Genomic DNA, 21,473 nt, shown 5'->3' with positions numbered 1-21,473 from the left:
CCCGTACCGTGATCTTGTCGACATCGCCTGCTCAGAGGTCGATGACCGGCCACTGCTTGGGTAACACCTCAGCGAGCAGTTCCCGCCGGTCCGTCATGATCGGCACCAGGGGGTTGGTGGCGGCTTCCATGGCGAGCTGGGCCAGATCCAGCCGGCCGCTCATCCGGCGCGACCAGCCGCCGAGGTAGCTGCACATGTCCGGCTCCACCGCAGTGACCTGCACCTGGGGCAGCGCGGCGAGCAGTTCGAGCAGTTCCCACTGCGCGACCGTGGCCCGCTCGTGGGCGTGTGCCAGGCAGAGGCCGGGTACCAGCACGTCCCGGGCGTAGTCGGCGGCCTCGGCGATCCGCACCCCGACGGCCCTGGCGCCGGACGAGTAGGCAAGCAGCGCGGCGGTGTCGAGCGCCAGGCCGAACTGCGTCACCGGCGGGCCCTGGCCCGCGCGGCGCGTACCTCTGTCTGGACTCGCGTGGCCTGCTCGCGAAGCTCGGGCGTGATGCCGGCGGCGAGCTGCTGCATCTCCGCGTGGGCCCAGGCCACGTCCTCGTCGGTGATCGCGAACCCGGCGTGGGAGAGGACCGCCCGGGTCTGCTCACCGGCCATCTGACGACGCACCGCCCGCGCGACGAAGGCGGAGACGTTCGGCTCCCGGGCCAACCGCTCCGCGACGTCGTCCGGCAGGCTCACCGCGATCTTCTTGGTCATACAAAGACGCTAACCAGTTATACCGCGCTGCCGCAACGCGGCACGCCGTACCGCTGCCGGGGCGGGGTGATGTGGGCGCGGCGGGCCGTACCTGTCAGGATTGACTATGGCGTGCGCGTGGCCGGCCCCCGGCCGGCGGCGGCGGGCGAAGGTCGCAGCCCGCGCCGCGCCGCCGCCCGAGGCGACAGCAATCGACGGAGGTAGCCCGCACCGTGGCCCAGTACATCTACGTCCTGGAAAAGGCGCGCAAGGCGCACGGCGACAAGGTCGTGCTCGACAACGTGACGCTGAGCTTCCTGCCGGGGGCCAAGATCGGTGTGGTCGGTCCGAACGGCGCCGGCAAGTCCAGCCTCCTCAAGATCATGGCAGGGCTGGACAAGCCGAGCAACGGCGAGGCCCGGCTCATGCCCGGCTACACCGTCGGCATGCTCGCCCAGGAGCCCCCGCTCAACGACAGCAAGACCGTGCTCGGCAACGTCGAGGAGGCGGTCGCCGAGACCAAGGCCAAGCTGGAGCGGTTCAACGCCATCGCCGAGCAGATGGCCACCGACTACTCCGACGAGCTGATGGAGGAGATGGGCCGGCTCCAGGAGGAGCTGGACCACGCCGACGCGTGGGACATCGACTCCAAGCTCGAACTCGCCATGGACGCGCTGCGCTGCCCACCGCCGGACGCCGACGTGACCCAGCTCTCCGGTGGTGAGCGCCGCCGGGTCGCGCTGTGCAAGCTGCTGCTGGAGGCACCCGACCTGCTGCTGCTCGACGAGCCCACCAACCACCTGGACGCGGAGAGCGTCTCCTGGCTTGAGCAGCACCTGGCCAAGTACGCCGGCACCGTCATGGCGATCACCCACGACCGGTACTTCCTGGACAAGGTGGCCGGCTGGATCCTGGAACTGGACCGGGGCCGGGCCATCGGCTACGAGGGCAACTACTCCACCTACCTGGAGAAGAAGGCCGCCCGGCTGGCCGTCGAGGGTCGCCGGGACGCCAAGATGAAGAAGCGGCTCACCGAGGAGCTGGAGTGGGTCCGCTCCAACGCCAAGGCCCGCCAGACCAAGTCCAAGGCCCGCCTGGACCGCTACGACGAGATGGCCACCGAGGCGGAGAAGACCCGCAAGCTGGACTTCGAGGAGATCCAGATCCCGCCGGGCCCGCGCCTGGGCAGCACGGTGATCGAGGCCAACCAGCTCGGCAAGGGCTTCGGCGACCGGCTGCTGATCGACGACCTGTCGTTCTCGCTGCCGCGCAACGGCATCGTCGGCATCATCGGCCCGAACGGCGTCGGCAAGACCACCCTGTTCAAGACCATCGTCGGGCTGGAGCAGCCGACCAGCGGCGAGGTCCGGGTCGGCCCCACCGTCGCCCTGTCGTACGTCGACCAGAACCGCGAGGGCCTGGACGGCGACAAGACCGTCTGGGAGGTCGTCTCCGACGGGCTGGACTACCTCATGGTGGGCAAGGTCGAGATGCCGTCCCGGGCGTACATCGCGGCGTTCGGGTTCAAGGGGCCCGACCAGCAGAAGCCGACCAAGGTGCTCTCCGGTGGCGAGCGCAACCGGCTCAACCTGGCGCTGACCCTCAAGATCGGCGGCAACGTGATCCTGCTCGACGAGCCGACCAACGACCTGGACGTCGAGACGCTGTCCAGCCTGGAGAACGCGCTGCTGGAGTTCCCCGGCTGCGCCGTGGTGATCTCCCACGACCGGATGTTCCTCGACCGGGTCGCCACCCACATCCTGGCCTGGGAGGGCGACGACGAGAACCCGTCGAAGTGGTTCTGGTTCGAGGGCAACTTCGACGCGTACGAGAAGAACAAGATCGACCGGCTCGGCGCCGAGGCGGCCCGCCCGCACCGGGTGACCTACCGCAAGCTGACCCGCGACTGAACATGGCGGACCGTTTCGTCTACCACTGCACCCTGCGCTGGTCCGACCTGGACGCGTACGGCCACGTCAACAACTCGCGCTTCCTCACCCTGTACGAGGAGGCGCGGGTGGCGTTGATGTTCGCCGGCGGCAAGGCGTGGGGGGTCGGCTCGTTCGCCGACGGGGTCGTCATCCGCCGACACGAGGTCGACTACCTGCGCCCGGTCGACTACGCGCTCGGCCGGGCGACCGCCGAGGCCGCGCCGACCGTCCGGATCGAGCTGTGGGTGGAGCGGATCCGGGCCGCCTCGTTCACCGTCGCCTACGAGCTGTACGACGGTGCGGTGCTGGCCAGCACCGCCCGTTCGGTGCTGGTCCCGTTCGACCTGGTCGAGAAGCGGCCCCGCCGGCTCAGCGACGACGAGCGGGCCTTCCTGGCGTCGTGGGCCCTGACCGGCGGAGCGGCGTGAACGCCGGGTCGCCCGCCCACCAGGGGCGCGGGGACACTCCCCACCCGGTTCACGCAGGCGCGGCCGACGCGGGGCGCGGGGACGTCGCCCACGCCGGGCGCGGGGACACGGCCGACGCGGGGGCCTTCCTCGCCCGGCTGGTGCGCTTCGACCCGGCCACGGTGGTCCGGTTGCGCCCGCTGGCCGATGTCGGCCGTACCGCCCTCTGGGCCCGGTTGCCGTGGGACGTGCTTGTGGTCCGGACGGTGGCGGGGCGGGCCCCGGCCGACGTCACGGTGGTCGCGGCCGAGCTGCTGGCCCGGTTGGCCCCGGCCGACGCCGGGCCGCCCGCGGCCGGCGATGCCCTGGCCGACGGCGACCGGTGGCCCTGGCCGTTGCCCCCGGCCCGGGACGACCGGTGGCGCTGGCCGCTGCCCCCGGCGGCGAGTCGACCGGTCGAGGCGCTGCCCGCCGCCGAGCTGAGAGGGATCGCCGAGGCGGCGGCGGGCACCCTGCGTGCCGCCGCCACCGAGGGGGTACGCGGTCGCGCGGTGGGGCAGCGGATGCTGCGGGACGCGCTGTTGGACCATGTCGCGGTGACCGTCACCCCGGACACCGGGCCGACCGAGCCGGTGGAGGTGACCCAACGACTGGTGCAGGGTCTGGTCCGGATGGGATTCCTCGGCCCGGCCGGTGGCGGTGGGGCGGGGGAGGTCCAGGTCCGGGTGGCCGGTCGGTGGGTCGGCCTGGTGGGACCATACGGAGCCGCCTGGTCGCGGAAAGTTCCCGATCTCGCAATTCGTCCGGTACGGGATCAGCCGAAAGTATGACCCCGGCTCATTCTTCCGGACTGGGGCTGCCGTTGGGGGGGTGTCTCAACCCGGCTGTCCGGGTACCGTCCATCCTCGGATCCAACGCACCGTAGGCGATTGGATCCGCTGGGGAGTGAGGTGCGCGAGCGATGCCGTGGTGGTCATGGCGCCCTGGTCCCGCCGCTGGCGGCGACTCGGAAACTCGAAGCGGGATCACGGTGGACAGTGTCCGGGTGGGGCCACCGTCCCCCCGCCAGCCGGCGGACGACTGTCCGGTCAGCGAGCGGCCGGTGGTGACCGACCGGCCGGTCTCCGTGGCACCGGTCACCCTCGCCCGGGTCTGTGACGCGCTCGATCTGCTCGACGTGCGTTATCTGGCCGACGGCGACGGCAACCTGCTGGCCATGTGGGAACGGCACGCGGTGCTGGTCACCCTCGAGGGCCCCGAGGACGAGATCCTGGTGATGCGGGCCCGTCCACACGCGACCGTCCCGCCGGACTGGGCAGACCGGGCCTACCGGGTGGTCAACGAGTGGAACCACACCCGGCGGTTCTGCAAGGCCTATGTCGGTGACCCGACCGAGCGCGGCCAACTGCCCATCTACGCCGAGTTGCAGGTGCCGCTCGGTGCCGGGGCGCACGATGCCCTGCTGGTGGAGATGCTGGACTGCGGGGCGGCAGTGGCGACCACCTTCGTCGACTGGTTGCACGACGAGGGCGCCCTGCTCTGAGCGGGCGGCCGGTGCGGTCAGCCGGAGGCCGGGTCCTCCATCACGTTGACCATGAAGTAGGCCGACCGCTCCAGGTAGTCCCAGAGGGCGGTGGCGATCTCCGGCGGCAGCGCCAACTCGTCCACCGCGTGGCGCATGTGGCGCAGCCAGGCGTCCCGCTCGGCCGCGCCGATCCGGAACGGTGCGTGCCGCATCCGCAGCCGGGGGTGCCCCCGCTGGGCGGAGTAGGTGTTCGGGCCGCCCCAGTACTGCATCAGGAAGAGCGTCATCCGCTCGGAGGCCGGCCCGAGGTCGTCCTCCGGGTACATCGGCCGCAGCAGCGGGTCGGTGGCGATGCCGGCGTAGAACCTGTCGACCAACCTGCGGAAGGTGGGCTCACCGCCGACGGCCTCGAAGAGGGTCATCGACGGAACGGGCCGGGACTCGCCTGCGGAATTCACCGTTCCATCCTGCCAGGTGTGGCGGTGCCACGAGCGCCGCCGCCCGGCCGATCACGTCACAGCGTGCCGGTGACCGGCCTGCTCGCCGACCCGCGTCGGCGTCGTGCCGGGCCGGTCGTCCGGCTGCGGACCGGTGGCGGCATTGGCCAGGTCAGCGGCCTTCACGGCGGCGTCGACGGTCGTCCGGGCCGGCCAGCGCAGCGCGGTGACCAGCATCAGCAGCACCCCCGCGGCGCTCCACACCCCCACCACCACCGGCACCGAGAAGCGATCGGCGAGCAGGCCGGTGGCCAGCACCGCGCTACCCTGGATCACCTGGATACCGGTCGCCATCACGCCGAAGGCACGGGCCCGGTAGCCGTTGGGCAGGGCCCGGACGAAGAGGCCGTTCGCCGTCGGGATCAGACCGGCGACCGCGAAGCCACAGGCCGCCGCGAGCAGGGCGACCACCACCGGCGGGGGATTCAGCAGCGCCGGGACCAGGACCAACGGGGCGAGCACCGCCAGTGGTCGCATCAGGGCGAGCCGGCCGGCAGGTGACACCAACCGCCCCACGAGCAGGCCGCCGACGATGTAACCGACCGGGTTGGCCGCCATGATGACGGCCTGGGCGGCGCCGGAGTCCAGGCCGTTGCCGGAGCGCTCTCCGGCCCAGGCCGCAGCGAGACCCTCCGGGACGATCGAGAAGAGCATGGCGCTGAACACCAGCAGGCTGACCGCCCGCAGGACCGGGGTGCCGAAGACGATCCGGAAGCCCTCGCCGGTCTCCCGCAGCAGATGGGTGCGGTGCGCCGCACTCAGCGTCGGCTCGCGATCGTGGACGCCGAACTGGACGATCAGGGCCGACAGGCCGAAGGTGGCCGCGTTGAGCAGCAGCGCCGCCGTCGGACTGACCGCGGCGACCGCCGCGCCGGCCAGATAGCCGACCACCTGTGCGGCCTGGCTGGCGCTCGCGTTGAGCGACAGGCCCAGCACCAACCGGTCACCGGTGAGGATCACCGGCAACAGCGCCGATCGGGCGGCCTGCCCGGGTGGGTTGGCGAGGGTGGCGGCGAAGAGCAGGGCCAGGATCGCCCAGACCGGCAGACCGGGCAGCACGATCAGGGCGGTCAGCACCATCCGGATCACGTCGCAGGTCACCATCACCTGCCGGTGCCGGTGCCGCTCGGCCAGCGCGGCGAGCAGTGGACCGCCGACCAGCCACGGCAGGTAACTGACCGCGAACGCGGCGGCGGAGAGGGCGACGGACCTGCTCTCCTGGTAGACCAGCACGGTGACCGCGGCCTTGGCGACGTAGTCACCGACCCAGGACAGGACGCTGGCGCCGAAGACCGCTCGGAACTCGGCCCGGCCGAACACCTCACGGAAGGTGGCCGGGTGGTCCGGATCGGGTCGCTGGTCGGACACCGTCGCCTCCATCGTGCCCCGACGCCGGCCACTTGTGATGGCCCGGCGGGGCACCGTCGTCAGATTCGCGGATCAGCGATGACGCGATCACGCTCCTCGGGAACGCGTGCACCGGATTCTGCCCGATCGTCTGACAACTGACTAGGGCGAACGGATTGATCGTCGTATCCCCGACTGAACGAACGGACGATACCCGAGGGGTCAGCCGGTGCGCGAGCAGCGCCCTTCGGGTGGCCGCAACCCGTGTGGACGGCCCTGCGGAGCCACACTGTGGACGTCAGGTCGCGCTGCCCTGCCCGGTGCCGGTGAGGCCGCTCTGCCCGGTGCCGGTGGGGGCGGCCGGGCCGGGGGCGGCGGGGCCGGTGGTCATGCCGACCGGCGGCAGCCCCGGATAGAGCCGGGCCGCCGCGATCCGCGCGGTGATGCCCGAGTTCTCCAGCGCCTCGGCGAGCCTGCGGCGCAACTCCCGGCCGACCGCGAACTGGCCCTCCGCCGTGGTCTTGACCACCGTACGGATCACCGCGCCGTCGACCGTCACCTGCTCGACCCCGAGCACGTCGGGTGGCTCGACGATCTCCGGGGCCAGCTCCGGGTCCATCGCCACCGAGGCGGCGGCCGTCCGCAACACCGCGTTGGCCTCCTCGCTGCCGGCGAACCCGATCGGCAGGTCGATCACGACCAGCGCCCAGCCCTGGCTCTTGTTGCCCACCCGGATGATCTCGCCGTTGCGGATGTACCAGAGCACCCCACGACCGTCGCGGACCGTGGTGACCCGCAGCCCCACCGCCTCGACCACCCCGGTCGCCTCGCCCAGGTCGACCGTGTCGCCGACCCCGTACTGGTCCTCGATCAGCATGAACAGCCCGGCGATCAGATCCTTCACCAGGCTCTGCGCGCCGAAACCGAGCGCCACTCCGGCGATCCCGGCGCTGGCCAGCAGCGGGGCCAGGTCGAAGCTGAACTCGCGCAGGATCATCAGCAGGGCGATGCCGAAGACGAACGCGGTGACCAGGCTGCGCAGCACCGAGCCGATCGCCTCGGCGCGTTGGCGACGCCGTTCGGGCACGAACTCGGTCGGGTCGAGCGTGGCGGTGGGCACCCGCTCGCGCAGTGGACGCAGCAGCGTGGGCACCGCCCCGTCGGTGGTGGTACGGACCAGCCGGTTGATCGTCCGGTGCAGCGCCCACCGGGCCACCAGCGCCAGCAACAGGATCAACACCACCCGTAGCGGCTTGAGCAGGATCCAGTAGCTCCCCTCGGCGAACCAGTCCGAACCGGTCACCCGGTACAGGTATTCGCAGGAGGTGCTGCCCTGGCAGTCGGCACCCGAGCTGCTGCTCGGTTCCGGGCTCGGTGCGGCGGGCAGGACGACGGACCACAGGCTGACGGCGCTCACCCTGTCTTCGTACCGCAGGGGGCCGGACGCCCGACGGGCGACCCACCGCGTCCGCCCCGGGCCTCTTCGTAACACGGCGCGGATCCTCAGACGGGTACCCCGGATTGGTGCGTGCGATCCCTGGTTGAGTAGTCGGTCTGCACCCCGCGGCTTGGCGGGTAGAACTGAAGACGTGCAGCGGTCTACCTGAGGAGGCAAGGTGGTTCCACGCTCGCAGCCCCAGCGGGGTCGGTGCGCCGTCTGCAAACGCGTCGTAGCCCTCACCGCTGACGGAAGAGTCGGGCGGCACGACGGCACCATTCGTGCCTACGCTCCGCCCGAGGAGTGCGCCGGGAGTGGACAGCGAGCGGAAGCTACCGGGTCATGATCGACAGCGACTGCCCGGCATGAGTGAGTGCCACCGGGCGCGCGACTTGATCAATTCCAGCAATCGGCTTCAATGTGAATTCATGATCACCGGGCACGGGACCGGCCCGACTGAGCGCGGAAACTGGTGCAGAACGTCGATAGCTGTTGAGCGCCCCCGCCCTGCTCAGGAGCCGGATCTGTCCGGTTCCGGATGATGCCCGGCCACCGTCCGACATTAGTACGTGCAATCCGGGGTCCGATCAGGGACGATTGGCGCAACGGACGACGGTGATCCCGCCGGAGCCGGTCGGGGTTCCCTGCTGCCCGAGGGCCGACCGGCGCAGCCAGCGGTGGGAGCGGCTGGACCGGGAGGGTGAGCACGATGCCTGACATACGACCCACGGTGGGCTCCGGCGCGCTGGTTCTCAACGCCACCTACGAGCCGCTGTGTGTCGTGTCCGTGCGTCGTGCCGCGATCCTGGTGCTCTCCGCCAAGGCGGTCTGCGTCGCCGACGGCGACGGCATCCTGCACAGCGCCCACGACGCGCTGCCCGTGCCCTCGGTGGTGCGGCTGACCCGCTTCGTCCGGGTGCCCTACCGCACCCACGTCGGGCTCTCCCGGCGGGCGATCTTCGCCCGGGACGGTGGCCGCTGCGCCTACTGCCGGGGGCCGGCCGAGACCATCGACCACGTCTTCCCGCGCAGCCGGGGCGGCCGGCACGCCTGGGAGAACGTGGTCGCCGCGTGCGCCCGGTGCAACCACACCAAGGGCGACAAGACCCCGGCCGAGCTGGGTTGGCGGCTGCACAGCCTGCCGGCGGCCCCGAAGGGCAACGCCTGGCGGGTGCTCGGCCACCGCGCGCCGGACCCGCGCTGGGCGGACTGGCTCGACCTGCGCGACCCGCTACGCGAGACCGAGGCTGCCTGACCCGCTACGCGAGACCGAGGCCGCCTGACCCGCTACGCGAGACCGAGGCCGCCTGACCCGGGCAGTGGGCGGGTCAGCGGGCCCGGACCAGGGTGGCGTACACCACGAGGTTGTCGGCGTAGCCGGTCCCGCCGCCGATCCAGCGTCCGCCACAGGTGATCAACCGCAGGTTGGGGCGGCTGAAGTCGCCGAAGATCTGGTCGACCGGTAACCGTTCCTTGCCGTACCGCTGGATCTGGTCGACCTCGAAGACGGCCACCCGGCGGTCGGCGCGGGTGACCTCGATCTCGTCACCGTCACGCAACTCCTTGAGCCCGTGGAAGACCGCAGGCCCGGTGGTGGTGTCCACGTGCCCGACGATCACCGCCGGGCCGTACTGGCCGGGGGTGGGGCCCTGGTCGTACCAGCCGGCCTCCTGGGCGCGGGCGGTGTCCGGGACGGCGATGCTGCCGTCCGGGGCGATGCCGACCTGGTGCACCGCCGCCCGCAGGTCGATGCGGGAGATGGCGATCCGGGTCGGTGGGCTCCCCGGCATGACCGGGAACTTCTTCGGCGGCGGGCGCAGGCCGGCGATGAACCGGTCCGGCAGGACGCGCAGCCCGGTGACCCGTTCCACCCCGAGCATCGTCACGATCAGCAGCATCACGGCGGCGATCGCCAACACCGGGAACCCTGGTCCGGATCCGGCGAACCGGCCGCCGAACGCCGGATTCCGGGGCACCGGGCGTACCGGCCGGGCCTGGGTGACCGGGTCGGTGGTGGTCACGCTGGCGGAGAACGCCTGGCCGGCGACCTGGCGGACTCGACCGGCGACCCGGCCGACGCGACCGGCGACCCGGCGGAGACGACGGGCCACCCGGTCAGGAGCCTGGCCGGGGCCGCCGACGATTGCCGCCGAAGACGCCGAGCCCGGCGACCACGGCGACCACGGCCAGGCCACCGACCAGCAGCAGGGAACCGCCGCCCCGGCCGCTCGCGGTGCCTCCGCCGCCGGTAGCCGGACCCTTGCTCGGCTGGGTCATGTTCAGCACGGTCAGCATGGTCGAGGCGGTGGTGCCGTTGGCGCACCGCAGGTCGACCGGGTAGTCGCCGGGTTGCTTGTTGCCGGGGACGGTGACCGCGCCGGTGAGGAAGCCGTGGTCGGGCCGCAACACCACCCGTCCGAAGGCGTCCGAGTGCACGGTGGCCTGCTGGTTGTTGGCGTTGTCGCAGCTGGCCCGGACGGTGACCCGGGTGCCGGCCTGCGCGCTGTTCGGCGTGACCTCGACGAAGGTGTTCTCGCCGGCCCGCGCCGCTGGGGCCGCCACCAGGACGAACGCCCCGACCAGGGCGAACATCGCCAGTACGGCGAAGACGGCACGACGGTGCAGAGTGAGCCCCCGCATGATTCCCCCCTCCCGGCGACGATTCGCCGGAATCCTGCGACGGGTGTGCGGGCCTGCATTCCCGCTGGCCCGGGGGCAAACCCGGACTCAGCGGTGCCGGGGCCCCGGTGCGGGCGGCAACGGGGTGACCGGATGCCATTGCAGCGGGCTGGAGAGCACCATCGTGCTGGACGGCTGCCCGTATGGGGCGAGCCGGTCGATCACCGCCTCGAACTGCCCGATCGAGCCGGCGGCGACCTTGAGCATGCTGCACGCGTCGCCGGTGATCCGGTGGATCTCCCGGATCTCGGGCCAGTCGACGACCTGCGGGTCGTGCAGGATGCAGCGGGAGCCGTAACAGGACATCCGGATCAGCGCCACCACCGGGCGTCCGGCGCGGGTCAGGTCGACGTGGGCGTGGTAGCCGGTGACCACCCCTGACTCCTCCAGCCGGCGGACCCGTTCGGCGACCGCCGGCGGGGACAGGTGCACCCGCCGGGACAACTCGCTGTACGACAGCCGCGCGTCGGCCTGCAACTCCCGCAGCAGCGCCCAGTCCATCTCGTCCACGCGCTGACCTTACCTTCGACAGGCTTCAGCGCCGAAGTGCTTACCGTACGAAAGGTGATCGGTGGGATCGCCGTCGAATCGGCATTCCATCGCCGGTGTGTGCCGGGGGATCATGACGGGACGGGCATCCGGAGGAGGCGACACGATGGAACAGACGGACCTGCGGGCGCGTACGCCGATCCCGGCGGTGCGCCCGGTCACCCCGCAGCAGCGCAGCGCGCGGGCCGCCCGCAACGGCGGTGAACCCACCCTGGAGTTCACCGACCGGGTGCCCTACGACACCTACGTGCAGGCCAGCACCCTGCACACCCTCCAGCAGCCGCTCAGCTCAGACCCGGGCGAGATGTCCTTCCTGATGGTCAGCCAGATCATGGAGCTGTACTTCGGGTTGACCTGTCACGAACTGCGCCAGGCCCAGCTCGACCTGCGGGCCGACCGGGTCTGGGCGGCGCTCGCCCCGCTGCGCCGGGCCGCCCTGCACCTGGAGGGGCTCAACGCCGCCTGGCGCGGGTTGCGCTGGATGACCCCGGCCGACTTCAACCGGTTCCGCAACCTGCTCGGTGAGGGCTCCGGCTTCCAGTCCGCCATGTACCGCCAGTTGGAGTTCCTGCTCGGGCTGCGCGAACCGGCGCTGATCCGCCCCTTCCGCCGACAGGCCCAGGTGTACGACGAACTGCGTGCCGCGCTGGCCGTACCGAGCCTCTGGGACGAGGTGGTCGCCCTGCTCGGCCGGTGCGGGCACGAGCTTCCCGCCGAACTGCTCACCCGGGACGTCGCCGTCGAACACCTGCCGCATCCCCTGGTCGAGGCGGCATGGGTGACGGTCTACGACGACGACGGGCCGGACAACCACCTGCGGCAGCTCGGCGACGCGCTGGCCGACGTGGCCGAGCAGTTCGGTGACTGGCGGTGGAACCACGTGAAGGCCGTCCAGCGCACCATGGGCGCCAAGGTCGGCAGCGGTGGGTCGGCCGGGCTGGCCTGGTTGCAGCGCAGCATGTCCCGGGTGGTCTTCCCCGAGCTGTGGTCGGCCCGCACCGCGATGTGACCGGCCGGGTCCCCGCCGCCGTGCGGGGTGACGGGCCCGGCCGGTGCGTGGTCAGGAGTGCGGGCAGGTGTCCCGGTACTCCTCGATCGCAGAGCCCCGGGGCGCGGGGCAGAGGAACTGCTCGTAGCGGGTGTCGTCGTCGACGAACCGCTTGAGCCAGGAGATGCTGTACTTCGCCACCGTGACGTTCGCCGAGGTGGGCGCGGAGTGGCCGGCCGCGTTCAACTCCAGGTACGCCTTGTCCAGGCTGGCCGGCAGGCTGGTGTAGAACGGCTCCGAGTGTGACGCCACCGGGGCGGTGGTGTCGTTCTCCGCGCCGATCACCAGCGTCGGCACCCGTACCGACGACCAGTTCTTGACGGTGTGCCAGCCGGTCAGCGGGATGGCGGCCTGCAACGCGGGCCGGGTGTTCGCCGCCGACAGACTGCCGCCGCCGCCCATCGAGTGCCCCATCACCGCGAGCCGGTTCGGGTCGATCCGGCTACGCACCGCGCTGCTGCCGGTCAGGTAGTCCAGGGCGGCGAGCAGTTGGGTGCCCCGGGCGGCCGGCTGGTCGTACACCGAGAGGGTGTCGATGGTGATGACGACGAAGCCCTGCGAGGCCAGTCGCGGGCCGAGCCAGGCGACGCTGGACTGGCTGGCGGTGTAGCCGGGGGAGACGGCCACCGCGCCGAAGGTGCCCTCGGCGGTGCTGGTGGGGTAGTAGACGGTGCCACCCCGGAAGCCGCTCACGGTGGACGCGGCGACTGTGCTCTGGGCGATGGCGAACGGACCACGGGTGGCCTCGATGCCGGCCACCGTGGGGGCGGGGCCGCGTTCGTAGGGGTTGGCGGCGGCCGTGGTGGCGGGTCGGTTGTCGATGGTCGCGGCCGTCGCGCCCGGAGCGGCGACCGCACCGACGCCGACCAGGGCGAGGGTGAGCAGCGGCCGGGCGGCCAACCGGGGCCAGGAGCGGCGGGGGCGGACGGGGTGGGGGTGGAGGGCGGGCACCGGTTGCACGGGGGCTCCCTGCGGGGTGGGTGGACCGGATTCGATCGATACTTGCCGATCGGTACGGGTCATCCTCCGGGTCGCGGCGCGGCGTCCGGCAATCCCGGCCGGGTCATGTCAGGGGAATATGGGGCGGACGCCACACCCGCGCCGCCCGTGTCGGCCCGGCGCAGCGCACACCGAACCGGCAGGATAGGGACGCGCGACCCGACTCGTCGCCACCGCGAAGCCACTGGGACACTGGAGTGACTGTGGGATCGGCACCCCGCAGGCTCGCGGGGCGTCGGCTCCGCTAACGTGAATGGCAGCGGAGTCGGGAGCTCGATGCCATCATGATCGTCCACCCGACCCGGAAGCTCTGGTCTCTCTTACCGCCTGGGGGCGTTGGGATTGTCTGTCACTGACACGTTGCTGATCTTCGTCGGCATCCCGGCGGCGGTGGTGCTGGTGATCGTCGGGCTGGTCTACGCCGCCAACCACGGCAGCGGCGGCGGCGCCAAGCGCTACCGCCCCGGCCGACGCTTCGACTTCACGCCGGTCTGGTTCCTGGGCCGCCCGGAGCAGTTGGCCGACTCGGCCGGCACCGCCCTGGCCGCCGGTGCCCAGGCGCCGGCGCTGACCAGCCACAAGCAGGAGCAGGCCGGCATCGAGGCGCCGGCCGGTGGAACCGGAGGCGCAAGTGACCGTTGGTGAGCAGGTCGACCAGACCGGGACGGGCACCCCACCCGAGGTGCTGGACGGGCCGTTCTCGACCCGCCAGCTGCTGCGCATCGACGAGGCGCTGCGCCTGGCCGACCAGGGCAGCGGCCTGGTCTTCTCGGTCTACGTCGGCGGCCTCGACGCGCCGGTCCGCGAGCACGCCGAGCGGCTGCACCGCCAGCTCGCCGAGCCGGACCGGTCCGTGCTGATCGCCGTGTCGCCCAACCAGCGCCAGCTGGAGGTCGTCACCGGCAAGTACGCCCGCAAGCGCATCCCCGACACCTACGTCAAGCTGGCCGCGCTGTCCATGGTGGCGTCGTTCGGCGGCGGCGACCTGGCCGGCGGCATCATCCAGGGCCTCGACCAGCTCGCCAGCCACGCCGGCCGAGGCTGAGCCCCACCCGCACGCCTGACCGACCCGGAGCCCGGCCCGCACCACGCGGACCGGGCTCCGGCACATCCGCACGCGGCCGGGCGCCCACGCCAGACCGGACCGGTTCCGGTCAGCGGCCGCTGCGCGGGCAGCGCTCAGCGGGGCCAGCCGGCGGGATCGAGCCGCATCGGCCACGGCTCGTCGACCTGCACCGCCTCGTCTGGGCCGACCGTGCCGAGCAGGTTGTAGTGCACCCCTTTGACCAGGGTGTACCGGTAGACGACCGGACCGAAGTCGCCCCGCTCGACGCGCCAGTACGCGGGAATACCGGACTCCGCGTACAGCGCGGGTTTGGTCAGGCGGTCATGGCGGCGACTGTTGGGTGACTCCACCTCGACGACCAGAGCGACGTCTGACGGGTCGGCCCACATCCGGTCCCGGGGGGCACCCGGCCGGAGCACCGTGACGTCCGGGATGAGGTTGCCCGCCGGCACCCGCACCCCGATCTCCCGGATCACCCGCCAGCCGGCGGGCGCGCTCTGCCGCAGTGCCATCCGGATGTCGTCGGCGAGTTCGTGATGGTACGGCCCGGCCGGAGGGGTCACGTGCAGACTCCCGTCGATGATCTCGTAGCGGTTACCGTCCTCGGGCAGGTCGAACAGGTCCTGTTCGCGCCAGTCCCGCCCGGGTGGCCGCCACTCGTACGTCGGCTGTGCCATCACGTCCACCTCCTCGACACACGATAACGGCCCGGGGTCGGCGTGGGCTGCCACCCGCGCCGGCCCCGGGCCGTGCCGCCTCAATCAGCCGCTGCGGGCATCCCGGGCGCGGGCCTTCAGCGCGCGGACCACCCCGTCGCGCCCCTCGGCCACCAGCCGGCGCAGCGACGCCGGGTGGCCGTCGCCGGCGAGCCAGGAATCGGTGGCCGTCACCGTCTCCTCCTCGACCAGGTAGGCCGGGTACGCCAGCTGCACGAACTCCTGCGCCGGCTCGCTGTCGCGCTGCGCCCACACCTGCGCCACGGTGGCGAAGTACCGCTCCCGGTACGGCGCGGTCAGCGCCACCTGCGCCGGGTGGGTCAGGCCCTGCAACAACGCCCGGTTGCGCCAGTTGGGCAGTGCCTCCGGGCCGGTCAGCAGGGACCACACCGTCGCCTTGTTCTCCTCGGTCGGCACCAGCGCGTGCGCGTACGCGGCCTCCCGCTCACCGGAGGCCGTCCGGTCGCCGGCCAGCTCCGCCTCGATCTCGGCGGGGCCGGCCGCCCCGTTGGCCACCAGCACCTGCAGGACCGTCCAACGCAGCTCGGTGTCGATGGTCAGGCCGGTCGGCACACCGGTGCCGGCCAGCCAACCGCGCAGCGTCGCCAGGTCCTCGTCGGCGCGGGCCGCCGAGGCGTACGCGCGGGCCCAGGCGAGCTGGAAGCCGCTGCCCGGCTCGGCCGCCGCCAACGTCGTCTTCGCGGTACGCGACAACCCGGCCCAACCGGTCGGCGCCCATGCCGGGTCGGCGTAGAAGACCAGCGCGGTGCTGGCCTGCCGCAGGGTGGCGGTGACCAGGTTGATGTCGGTCTCGGCGGGCAGCCCGGCCAGCACCAGCGCCAGGTAGTCGCGGGCGGACAGCTCGGCGTCGCGGAGCATGTCCCAGGCCGCCGTCCAGCACAGCGCCCGGGCCAGCGACGACTCGAAGCCGGCGATGTGCTGCACCACGGTGGCCATGGACCGCTCGTCGAGCCGCAGCTTGGTGTAGGTCAGGTCGTCGTCGTTGAGCAGTAGCACGTCGGCGGCGGGCCGGCCGTGCAGCGCCGACAACTCGGTCGCCTCGCCGGTGACGTCCACCTCGACCCGTTCCCGGCGGACCAGCCGGCCGTCGGTCAGGTCGTACAGGCCGACCCCGATCCGGTGGGTGCGCAGCGTCGGGTGCCCGGCCGGTGCCTCCTGCCGGATCAGCACCCGCTCGTACCCGCCGTCGGCACCGATGGTCACCTCGGGGCGCAGGGTGTTGACCTGGGCGGTCTCCAACCACTGGGCGGCGAACTTGCGCAGTTCCCGGCCGGAGGCCGTCTCCAGCTCCGACAGCAGGTCGTCGAAGGTGGCGTTGCCCCAGGCGTGCTTACCGAAGTACGCCCGCAGCCCGGCCAGGAACGGCTCCTCGCCGACGTACGCCACGAGCTGCTTGAGCACGCTGGCGCCCTTGGCGTACGTGATGCCGTCGAAGTTGACCTCGACCGCCTCCAGGTCCGGCATCTCGCAGTAGACCGGGTGGGTGGAGGAGAGCTGGTCCTGCCGGTAACCCCAGTTCTTGCGGATCGACAGGAACGTCGTCCAGGCCTCGGAGAACCGGGTCGCGTGGGTGTTGCACCAGTGGCTGGCCCACTCGGCGAACGACTCGTTGAGCCACAGGTCGTTCCACCAGCGCATGGTGACCAGGTCACCGAACCACATGTGGGCCAGCTCGTGCAGGATCGTGTTGGCCCGCTGCTCGTACTCGAAGTCGGTGACCTGCGAGCGGAACAGGTAGTGCGACTCGGCGTGGGTGACGCAGCCGAAGTTCTCCATCGCGCCGGCGTTGAAGTCGGGCACCCAGAGCTGGTCGTACTTGGGCAGCGGGTAGCGCACCCCGAACTGCGCGTGGAAGAAGTCGAAACCCTGCTTCGTGACCAGGAACAGGTCGTCGGCGTCCAGGTGGGGCGCCATCGACGCCCGGCAGAAGACCCCCAGGTCGATGCCGTCGTGGCTGTCCCGCACCTCGTGGTACGGGCCGGCGCAGAGCGCGGTGACGTAGGTGCTCATCCGCACCGAGGTGGTGAAGTGGACGGTCTTGAGCCCTTCGCCGGCCGGCTCCTCCCGCTCGGCGGGCATGTTGGACACCACCCGCCAGTGCGCCGGGACGGTGGCGTGCCAGGTGTAGACGCTCTTCAGGTCGGGTTGGTCGAAGCAGGCGAAGACCTTCTGCGCGTCGGCCGTCTCGAACTGGCTGTAGAGGTAGGTCTCGCCGTCGACCGGGTCGACCGTCCGGTGCAGGCCCTGCCCGCTCGTGGAGTAGCCGAAGTCGGCGTCCACCACGAGCACGTTCTCGGCGGCCAGACCGGTCAGCGCCAGGCCCTTCTCGGCCGACCAGCCGGCCAGGTCCACCGGCTCGCCGTTGAGCGTGGCCGCGCGTACCGACTCGGCTGCGGTCTCGATGAAGGTGCCGGCACCGGGTTCGGCGCAACGGAACCTGACCTCGGTCACCGACCGGAACGTGCGGCCCTCGGCCTGCACCGCGGTCGACAGGTCGAGGTCGATGTCGTACCCGGTGACCTCCAGCAGGCGGGCCCGCTCGGTGGCCTCGACCTGGGTCAGGTTGCGCACTCCTGGCACTTTCGTCTCCATCCCACTCTCGCCGCCTCCCGGCTGCGCCAGCCCCTGCCGGCCGCTCGTGGCGGCGACCCGAGCCGAGTCTTCCATGCACCGACCCTGCGGTGGTCGACGTCACGCTCTCATTCCGCTACCGATCGACGCCCTCCGGGGTGAGGATCGAGGTCAGCCGCGCCGGGTCCGCCGGCGTGCCTGACGTCACGAAGGGACTCCACCGTGACCGAACGTGTCGCCGTCGACATGTGGTTCGACCCGCTGTGCCCGTGGGCCTGGATCACCTCCCGTTGGCTGCTGGAGGTCGAACAGGTCCGAGAGGTGGACATCAGCTACCACGTGATGAGCCTCTCCGTGCTCAACGAGGGTCGGGAACTGCCCGAGCAGTACCAGGAGATGATGAAGCTGGGCTGGGGGCCGGTGCGGGTCTGCATCGCCGTCGAGCAGGCGCACGGCGGCGCGACGCTGGCGAAGCTCTACACCGCGATGGGCACCCGGATCCACCTCGGCAAGGAACCGCTCGGCCGGGACATGATCACCGCCGCGCTCGCCGACGTCGGGTTGGACCCGTCGTTCGCCGACGCCGCCGACTCCACCGAGTACGACGAGGCGCTGCGGGCCAGCCACGAGGCGGGGATGCGGCCGGTCGGCACCGACGTCGGCACCCCCGTGGTGCACGCCCCCGGCCCGGACGGCGGCAAGATCGCCTTCTTCGGTCCGGTCGTCACCCCGGCCCCGAAGGGGGAGGCCGCCGGCCGGCTCTGGGACGGCGTCCTGCTGGTCGCCGGCACCCCCGGCTTCTACGAGCTCAAGCGTTCCCGCGAGCTGGGCCCGATCTTCGACTGATCCCGACCCTGGTGGGGCCCGGCCCGGTCGGGCCCCACCAGGGGACGGTTCATCTGGTGGACCTGGTGCGGGGTCGGCGTGATGCGGACCGCCCGCGTCGGTAGCGTCAACCCCCATGACGGTCGTACATCCGATCGCCCGGGCCTGGATCACCACTGGCGGCACCGGCGCGCAGAACTACGACGAGTTCGCCGACGACGCGGAGATCACCGCGATCATCGAGTCGAACCCGCACAGTGCCCTCGGCATCGAGATGCCCCACCGGGCCCCGGAGAGCCTGGGGAGGTCCTTCCTCGACTCGCTCGGCGACGCGGCGGCCCGGCTCACCGAGGCGAAGGCCGACGGCAGCTACACCCCGGCCGAGCAGGTGGTCGTCCTCTACCGGATCAGCGCCCCGGGCGAGGATTCGGCGTACGGGCTGTTCGCGATGGTCGACACCGACCAGATCTCCACAAGCGCCGACGAGCCCGGCCTGGTGATCCGCAACGAGGACGTCTTCATCGCCAAGGTGCGGGAGCGGGTCGCCCTGGCCGAGGCGCTTGGTCACCTGCTCTCGCCCGTACTGCTGCTGCAGACCGGGCGGGGCGACGAGCTGCACGCCGCGCTCGCGGCGGCGACCGACGCGGCCGGCGTCCCGGCCGCCACCGACACCGACCAGGCCGGCCGGACGCACGCCATCTGGCTGCTCGGCCCCGGCCCCGAGCAGGACGCGCTGACCGCGCTGGCCGGCGGCGGCGAGCTGGTGGTCGCCGACGGCAACCACCGCAGCCTGGCCGCACAGACCGGCGGCTTCCCGCGCTTCCTCTCGGTGATCACCACCCCGGCCTCGGTCGCCATCCAGCCCTACAACCGGCTGGTCAGCGAGCTGACCAGCACCCCCGACGAACTGCTCGACCGGCTCCGCGCCGCCGGCGCGCAGATCGACCCGATCGACGGCCCGGTCGAGGTCCCGGCGGCCGGCGGCACCGTGCACCTCCGCCTCGCCGGCCAGGGGTACGCGGTGACCCTGCCGCACGACACGGCCGCCGCCCGGCTGGAGAACCTCGACCACGCCCTGGTCGAGCGGCTGCTGCTGCGTGACGCGCTCGGCCTCGACCCCGGCGACAAGCGGATCACCTACGTCGGTGGCGACTACCCGGCGAGCTGGCTCACCGGCGAGGTCGACGCCGGCCGGGCCGAGCTGGCCGTCCTGATCGCCCCGGTGACCGTGGACGACTTCGTCGCGGTGAACCTGGCCCGGGAGAGGATGCCCCGCAAGAGCACCTGGTTCACCCCGAAGGCGCGCGGCGGCCTGGTCGTCGCCGAGCTGCCGCACTGATCATGTGACGGATCCGCCCCGGCACGCGGCCCCCACGGCGGGCCGGGGCGCGGCCCTGACAGACTGCCCGGTATGCGCGTCTACCTGGGATCCGATCACGCCGGTTTCGAGTTGAAGGTGCACCTGGCCAATCACCTGGCCAAGCAGGGATACGAGCTGGTCGACGTCGGCCCGCACGCCTTCGACCCCGACGACGACTACCCGACCTTCTGCCTGCACACCGGCGACCGGGTGGTGGCCGACCCGGGCAGCCTGGGCGTGGTCATCGGCGGCTCCGGCAACGGCGAGCAGATCGCCGCCAACAAGGTCGTCGGCGTCCGGGCGGCACTGGCCTGGAGCGTCGAGACCGCCCAGCTCGGCCGGCAGCACAACGACGCCAACGTGGTGGCCGTGGGCGCCCGGCAGCACACCCTGGACGAGGCCGCCGCCATCGTCGAGGCGTTCCTCACCACCCCGTTCTCCGGCAACGAGCGGCACGGTCGGCGGATCGCCCAGGTGGCCGAGTACGAGCGCACCCGCGAACTGCCCGAACTGCCCTGACCCAGTCCCGCCCCCGCTCGTCGCCCGCCGCTCACCGACCGGGTCGGCCCCAACCGGCCCGGTCTCTGCTCGGCGCCCGGTCCCTGGGCTGCCCGTTTCCTGGACGGTCGCCGTCGGCGCCCGACACCGTGCCGCCGCTCGGTCGCCGTCGGCGCCCGACACCGTGCCGGGGGGTCGGTCACCGGGCCGAGCGGGGGAGGTCCTCCCGGGGCGTCCAGTTCCGTCGGATGATCACCAGTCGTTCCTCGGCCTCGGTGAGGTCCTGTTCGGTGGGCCGGGCGGCGTCCCGGGCCCGTAGCGAGGCGCTCACCCCGACCTGCGACGAGCCGGAACCGACCAGCCCCCGCAGGCCCCGCTCACCGTCCTCGCCCCCCCGCCGGACCCGAGGTGCCGCGATCCCGTCGTGCACCTCGGCCGTGGTCGCCGCCGGAGGCTCGTCCGTGCCGGTCGCCGGCTCGGGTGAGTGCCGTAACCGGCGTCGTCGCCGCTCCACATCCGCCATCTGCCGACCGTACCGCCTGCGGCTCCGGGCGGGCCCGTGTCGGTCGGGCGGGCCGTACCGCCCGGCGGCTCCGGGCGGGCCGTGTCGATTGGGCGGGCCGGGCGGCCCCAGGTGGCCCGGGCGGGCCGACCGTACCGCCCGGCGGCCCCGGGCCGGGCGGAGCAGTTTGTCCGCTCGCTACCCTCGAAGGTGGTGGACCGGTCGACGGCCGGCACCGGTCATGGGGAGGACACAAGATGGCAGACCAGACACAGCCGTGGGCCGAGCGGACCGTCGAGGTACCGCCCCAGCCCGGTGTCGGGGTGCCGCCGCAGCGGGACCCGTTCCGCCGGGGCGTCGCCTCGGTGGGGCAGCCCCGGGCTCCGCGCACCGAGCCGTTCCCGGTGGTCGATCACGACGTACCCGACTGGGCCGAGCCGCCGGCGCCGCGCCGGCCGATGAGCTGGCACGTGGAGCAACTGCGTCGGGGCGGTGAGTGGAGTGCGGCCGGCGCGCTCTTCGCCTTCGTCTGTTGGGGGATCTGGGCCATCTCCGGTCGGGGTGACCTGGGTGCCCCGCTGCTCACCTTCCTGCTCAGCCTGCTGGTGGCGGCCGGCCTCTTCGCGCTCTCCCGGCTGCTCGGCCGGGTGATCCTGGAGCGCCAACTGGGCCGGGTACGCCGCAGTGCGCGCGGCGCCCACCTGGTGACCGGGATCTTCCTGGCCGGGGTCGGCATCGCCTACCTCCAGCAGACCCAGTGGGTGATGGACGCCTGGAACTTCCTCACCGGCAACTGACCACCCACCCACC

Annotated in this window: 24 protein-coding genes; 12 read left to right on the top strand and 12 right to left on the bottom strand. The window is 72.2% G+C overall.

Annotated elements, in window-relative coordinates:
- Positions 1–31 precede the first annotated feature (31 nt).
- Together AC0AIB_RS09480 and AC0AIB_RS09475 are read right to left on the bottom strand one after the other, a co-directional pair.
- The gene (locus AC0AIB_RS09480) at positions 32–424 is read right to left on the bottom strand and encodes a hypothetical protein (protein ID WP_328343695.1); all 393 of its coding nucleotides are present in this window, start codon (positions 422–424) and stop codon (positions 32–34) included.
- Positions 421–705 (bottom strand): hypothetical protein, encoded by a 285-nt coding sequence (locus AC0AIB_RS09475; RefSeq protein ID WP_465096441.1) that lies wholly within the window; start codon positions 703–705, stop codon positions 421–423. The genes AC0AIB_RS09480 and AC0AIB_RS09475 overlap by 4 nt, the downstream gene beginning before the upstream one ends.
- Positions 706–917: 212 nt before the next feature.
- Here AC0AIB_RS09475 and ettA point away from each other — a divergent pair, with 212 nt between their 5' ends.
- The 4 genes from ettA to AC0AIB_RS09455 all read left to right on the top strand — a co-directional run bounded on the left by ettA (position 918) and on the right by AC0AIB_RS09455 (position 4,565).
- Positions 918–2,594, top strand: coding sequence for an energy-dependent translational throttle protein EttA (ettA, locus tag AC0AIB_RS09470; protein ID WP_328343699.1), 1,677 nt, complete (start codon positions 918–920; stop codon positions 2,592–2,594).
- Positions 2,595–2,596: 2 nt separating this feature from the next.
- On the top strand, positions 2,597–3,043 hold the full coding sequence (locus tag AC0AIB_RS09465; protein ID WP_328343701.1) for an acyl-CoA thioesterase: 447 nt from the start codon (positions 2,597–2,599) through the stop codon (positions 3,041–3,043).
- Positions 3,040–3,852, top strand: coding sequence for a DUF8185 domain-containing protein (locus AC0AIB_RS09460; protein ID WP_465096440.1), 813 nt, complete (start codon positions 3,040–3,042; stop codon positions 3,850–3,852). Before AC0AIB_RS09465 ends, AC0AIB_RS09460 begins: the two co-directional genes overlap by 4 nt.
- Before the next feature lie 131 nt (positions 3,853–3,983).
- Positions 3,984–4,565 (top strand): type III secretion system chaperone family protein, encoded by a 582-nt coding sequence (locus AC0AIB_RS09455; protein WP_328343703.1) that lies wholly within the window; start codon positions 3,984–3,986, stop codon positions 4,563–4,565.
- A gap of 17 nt (positions 4,566–4,582) precedes the next feature.
- On the opposite strand, the gene AC0AIB_RS09450 is transcribed toward AC0AIB_RS09455, so the two are convergent.
- The 3 genes from AC0AIB_RS09450 to AC0AIB_RS09440 form a co-directional block, all read right to left on the bottom strand.
- The gene (locus AC0AIB_RS09450; RefSeq protein ID WP_465096467.1) at positions 4,583–4,969 is read right to left on the bottom strand and encodes a globin; all 387 of its coding nucleotides are present in this window, start codon (positions 4,967–4,969) and stop codon (positions 4,583–4,585) included.
- Positions 4,970–5,056: 87 nt separating this feature from the next.
- Positions 5,057–6,424, bottom strand: a complete 1,368-nt coding sequence (locus AC0AIB_RS09445; RefSeq protein ID WP_465096439.1) for an MFS transporter — start codon at positions 6,422–6,424, stop codon at positions 5,057–5,059.
- Positions 6,425–6,689: 265 nt separating this feature from the next.
- The gene (locus AC0AIB_RS09440; protein WP_442930871.1) at positions 6,690–7,826 is read right to left on the bottom strand and encodes a mechanosensitive ion channel family protein; all 1,137 of its coding nucleotides are present in this window, start codon (positions 7,824–7,826) and stop codon (positions 6,690–6,692) included.
- Between the two features lie 712 nt (positions 7,827–8,538).
- Between AC0AIB_RS09440 and AC0AIB_RS09435 the strand changes: the two genes are divergently transcribed.
- The gene (locus tag AC0AIB_RS09435; RefSeq protein WP_465096438.1) at positions 8,539–9,084 is read left to right on the top strand and encodes an HNH endonuclease; all 546 of its coding nucleotides are present in this window, start codon (positions 8,539–8,541) and stop codon (positions 9,082–9,084) included.
- A 73-nt stretch (positions 9,085–9,157) separates the two neighbouring features.
- Here the strand turns inward: AC0AIB_RS09435 and AC0AIB_RS09430 are convergent, their stop codons facing one another.
- From AC0AIB_RS09430 to AC0AIB_RS09420, 3 genes are all read right to left on the bottom strand, one after another.
- Positions 9,158–9,940, bottom strand: a complete 783-nt coding sequence (locus AC0AIB_RS09430; protein WP_328343711.1) for a class F sortase — start codon at positions 9,938–9,940, stop codon at positions 9,158–9,160.
- Between the two features lie 4 nt (positions 9,941–9,944).
- Positions 9,945–10,469: a hypothetical protein gene (locus tag AC0AIB_RS09425; protein WP_465096437.1), complete on the bottom strand. Its 525-nt coding sequence runs from the start codon at positions 10,467–10,469 to the stop codon at positions 9,945–9,947.
- Between the two features lie 87 nt (positions 10,470–10,556).
- Positions 10,557–11,018 carry an Lrp/AsnC family transcriptional regulator gene (locus AC0AIB_RS09420; RefSeq protein ID WP_328343713.1) on the bottom strand — a complete coding sequence of 154 codons (462 nt, stop codon included), beginning with the start codon at positions 11,016–11,018 and terminating at the stop codon, positions 10,557–10,559.
- Between the two features lie 145 nt (positions 11,019–11,163).
- Here AC0AIB_RS09420 and AC0AIB_RS09415 point away from each other — a divergent pair, with 145 nt between their 5' ends.
- Positions 11,164–12,066 (top strand): tryptophan 2,3-dioxygenase, encoded by a 903-nt coding sequence (locus tag AC0AIB_RS09415; protein WP_328343714.1) that lies wholly within the window; start codon positions 11,164–11,166, stop codon positions 12,064–12,066.
- A 51-nt stretch (positions 12,067–12,117) separates the two neighbouring features.
- Here the strand turns inward: AC0AIB_RS09415 and AC0AIB_RS09410 are convergent, their stop codons facing one another.
- Positions 12,118–13,056: a poly(ethylene terephthalate) hydrolase family protein gene (locus AC0AIB_RS09410; protein ID WP_442930872.1), complete on the bottom strand. Its 939-nt coding sequence runs from the start codon at positions 13,054–13,056 to the stop codon at positions 12,118–12,120.
- Between the two features lie 390 nt (positions 13,057–13,446).
- Here AC0AIB_RS09410 and ctaJ point away from each other — a divergent pair, with 390 nt between their 5' ends.
- Entirely contained in the window at positions 13,447–13,749 is a 303-nt protein-coding gene (gene ctaJ, locus AC0AIB_RS09405; RefSeq protein ID WP_436837636.1) for an aa3-type cytochrome oxidase subunit CtaJ, read from the top strand.
- Complete coding sequence (locus tag AC0AIB_RS09400; RefSeq protein ID WP_465096436.1) at positions 13,736–14,149, top strand: DUF5130 family protein; 414 nt, start codon at positions 13,736–13,738, stop codon at positions 14,147–14,149. The genes ctaJ and AC0AIB_RS09400 overlap by 14 nt, the downstream gene beginning before the upstream one ends.
- Before the next feature lie 134 nt (positions 14,150–14,283).
- Here AC0AIB_RS09400 and AC0AIB_RS09395 read toward each other — a convergent pair whose 3' ends face one another.
- Positions 14,284–14,847, bottom strand: coding sequence for a Uma2 family endonuclease (locus tag AC0AIB_RS09395; RefSeq protein WP_465096435.1), 564 nt, complete (start codon positions 14,845–14,847; stop codon positions 14,284–14,286).
- Between the two features lie 84 nt (positions 14,848–14,931).
- Positions 14,932–17,478, bottom strand: coding sequence for an aminopeptidase N (gene pepN / locus AC0AIB_RS09390; protein ID WP_465096466.1), 2,547 nt, complete (start codon positions 17,476–17,478; stop codon positions 14,932–14,934).
- Positions 17,479–17,700: 222 nt separating this feature from the next.
- Between pepN and AC0AIB_RS09385 the strand changes: the two genes are divergently transcribed.
- The 3 genes from AC0AIB_RS09385 to AC0AIB_RS09375 all read left to right on the top strand — a co-directional run bounded on the left by AC0AIB_RS09385 (position 17,701) and on the right by AC0AIB_RS09375 (position 20,182).
- Positions 17,701–18,324, top strand: a complete 624-nt coding sequence (locus AC0AIB_RS09385; RefSeq protein WP_328343718.1) for a mycothiol-dependent nitroreductase Rv2466c family protein — start codon at positions 17,701–17,703, stop codon at positions 18,322–18,324.
- 115 nt (positions 18,325–18,439) lie between these two features.
- Positions 18,440–19,642, top strand: a complete 1,203-nt coding sequence (locus AC0AIB_RS09380; RefSeq protein ID WP_465096434.1) for a DUF1015 family protein — start codon at positions 18,440–18,442, stop codon at positions 19,640–19,642.
- A 72-nt stretch (positions 19,643–19,714) separates the two neighbouring features.
- Complete coding sequence (locus tag AC0AIB_RS09375) at positions 19,715–20,182, top strand: ribose-5-phosphate isomerase (protein ID WP_328343722.1); 468 nt, start codon at positions 19,715–19,717, stop codon at positions 20,180–20,182.
- Positions 20,183–20,360: 178 nt separating this feature from the next.
- Here the strand turns inward: AC0AIB_RS09375 and AC0AIB_RS09370 are convergent, their stop codons facing one another.
- Positions 20,361–20,684 carry a hypothetical protein gene (locus AC0AIB_RS09370; RefSeq protein ID WP_465096433.1) on the bottom strand — a complete coding sequence of 108 codons (324 nt, stop codon included), beginning with the start codon at positions 20,682–20,684 and terminating at the stop codon, positions 20,361–20,363.
- A gap of 236 nt (positions 20,685–20,920) precedes the next feature.
- Between AC0AIB_RS09370 and AC0AIB_RS09365 the strand changes: the two genes are divergently transcribed.
- Positions 20,921–21,460, top strand: a complete 540-nt coding sequence (locus AC0AIB_RS09365) for a hypothetical protein (RefSeq protein ID WP_465096432.1) — start codon at positions 20,921–20,923, stop codon at positions 21,458–21,460.
- The last annotated feature ends 13 nt before the right edge of the window (positions 21,461–21,473 follow it).

This window comes from Micromonospora sp. DSM 43699 (genome assembly GCF_055517075.1).
The sequence above is the reverse complement of the archived record's forward strand: the minus strand, read 5'-3'. Positions and strand labels throughout refer to the sequence as shown.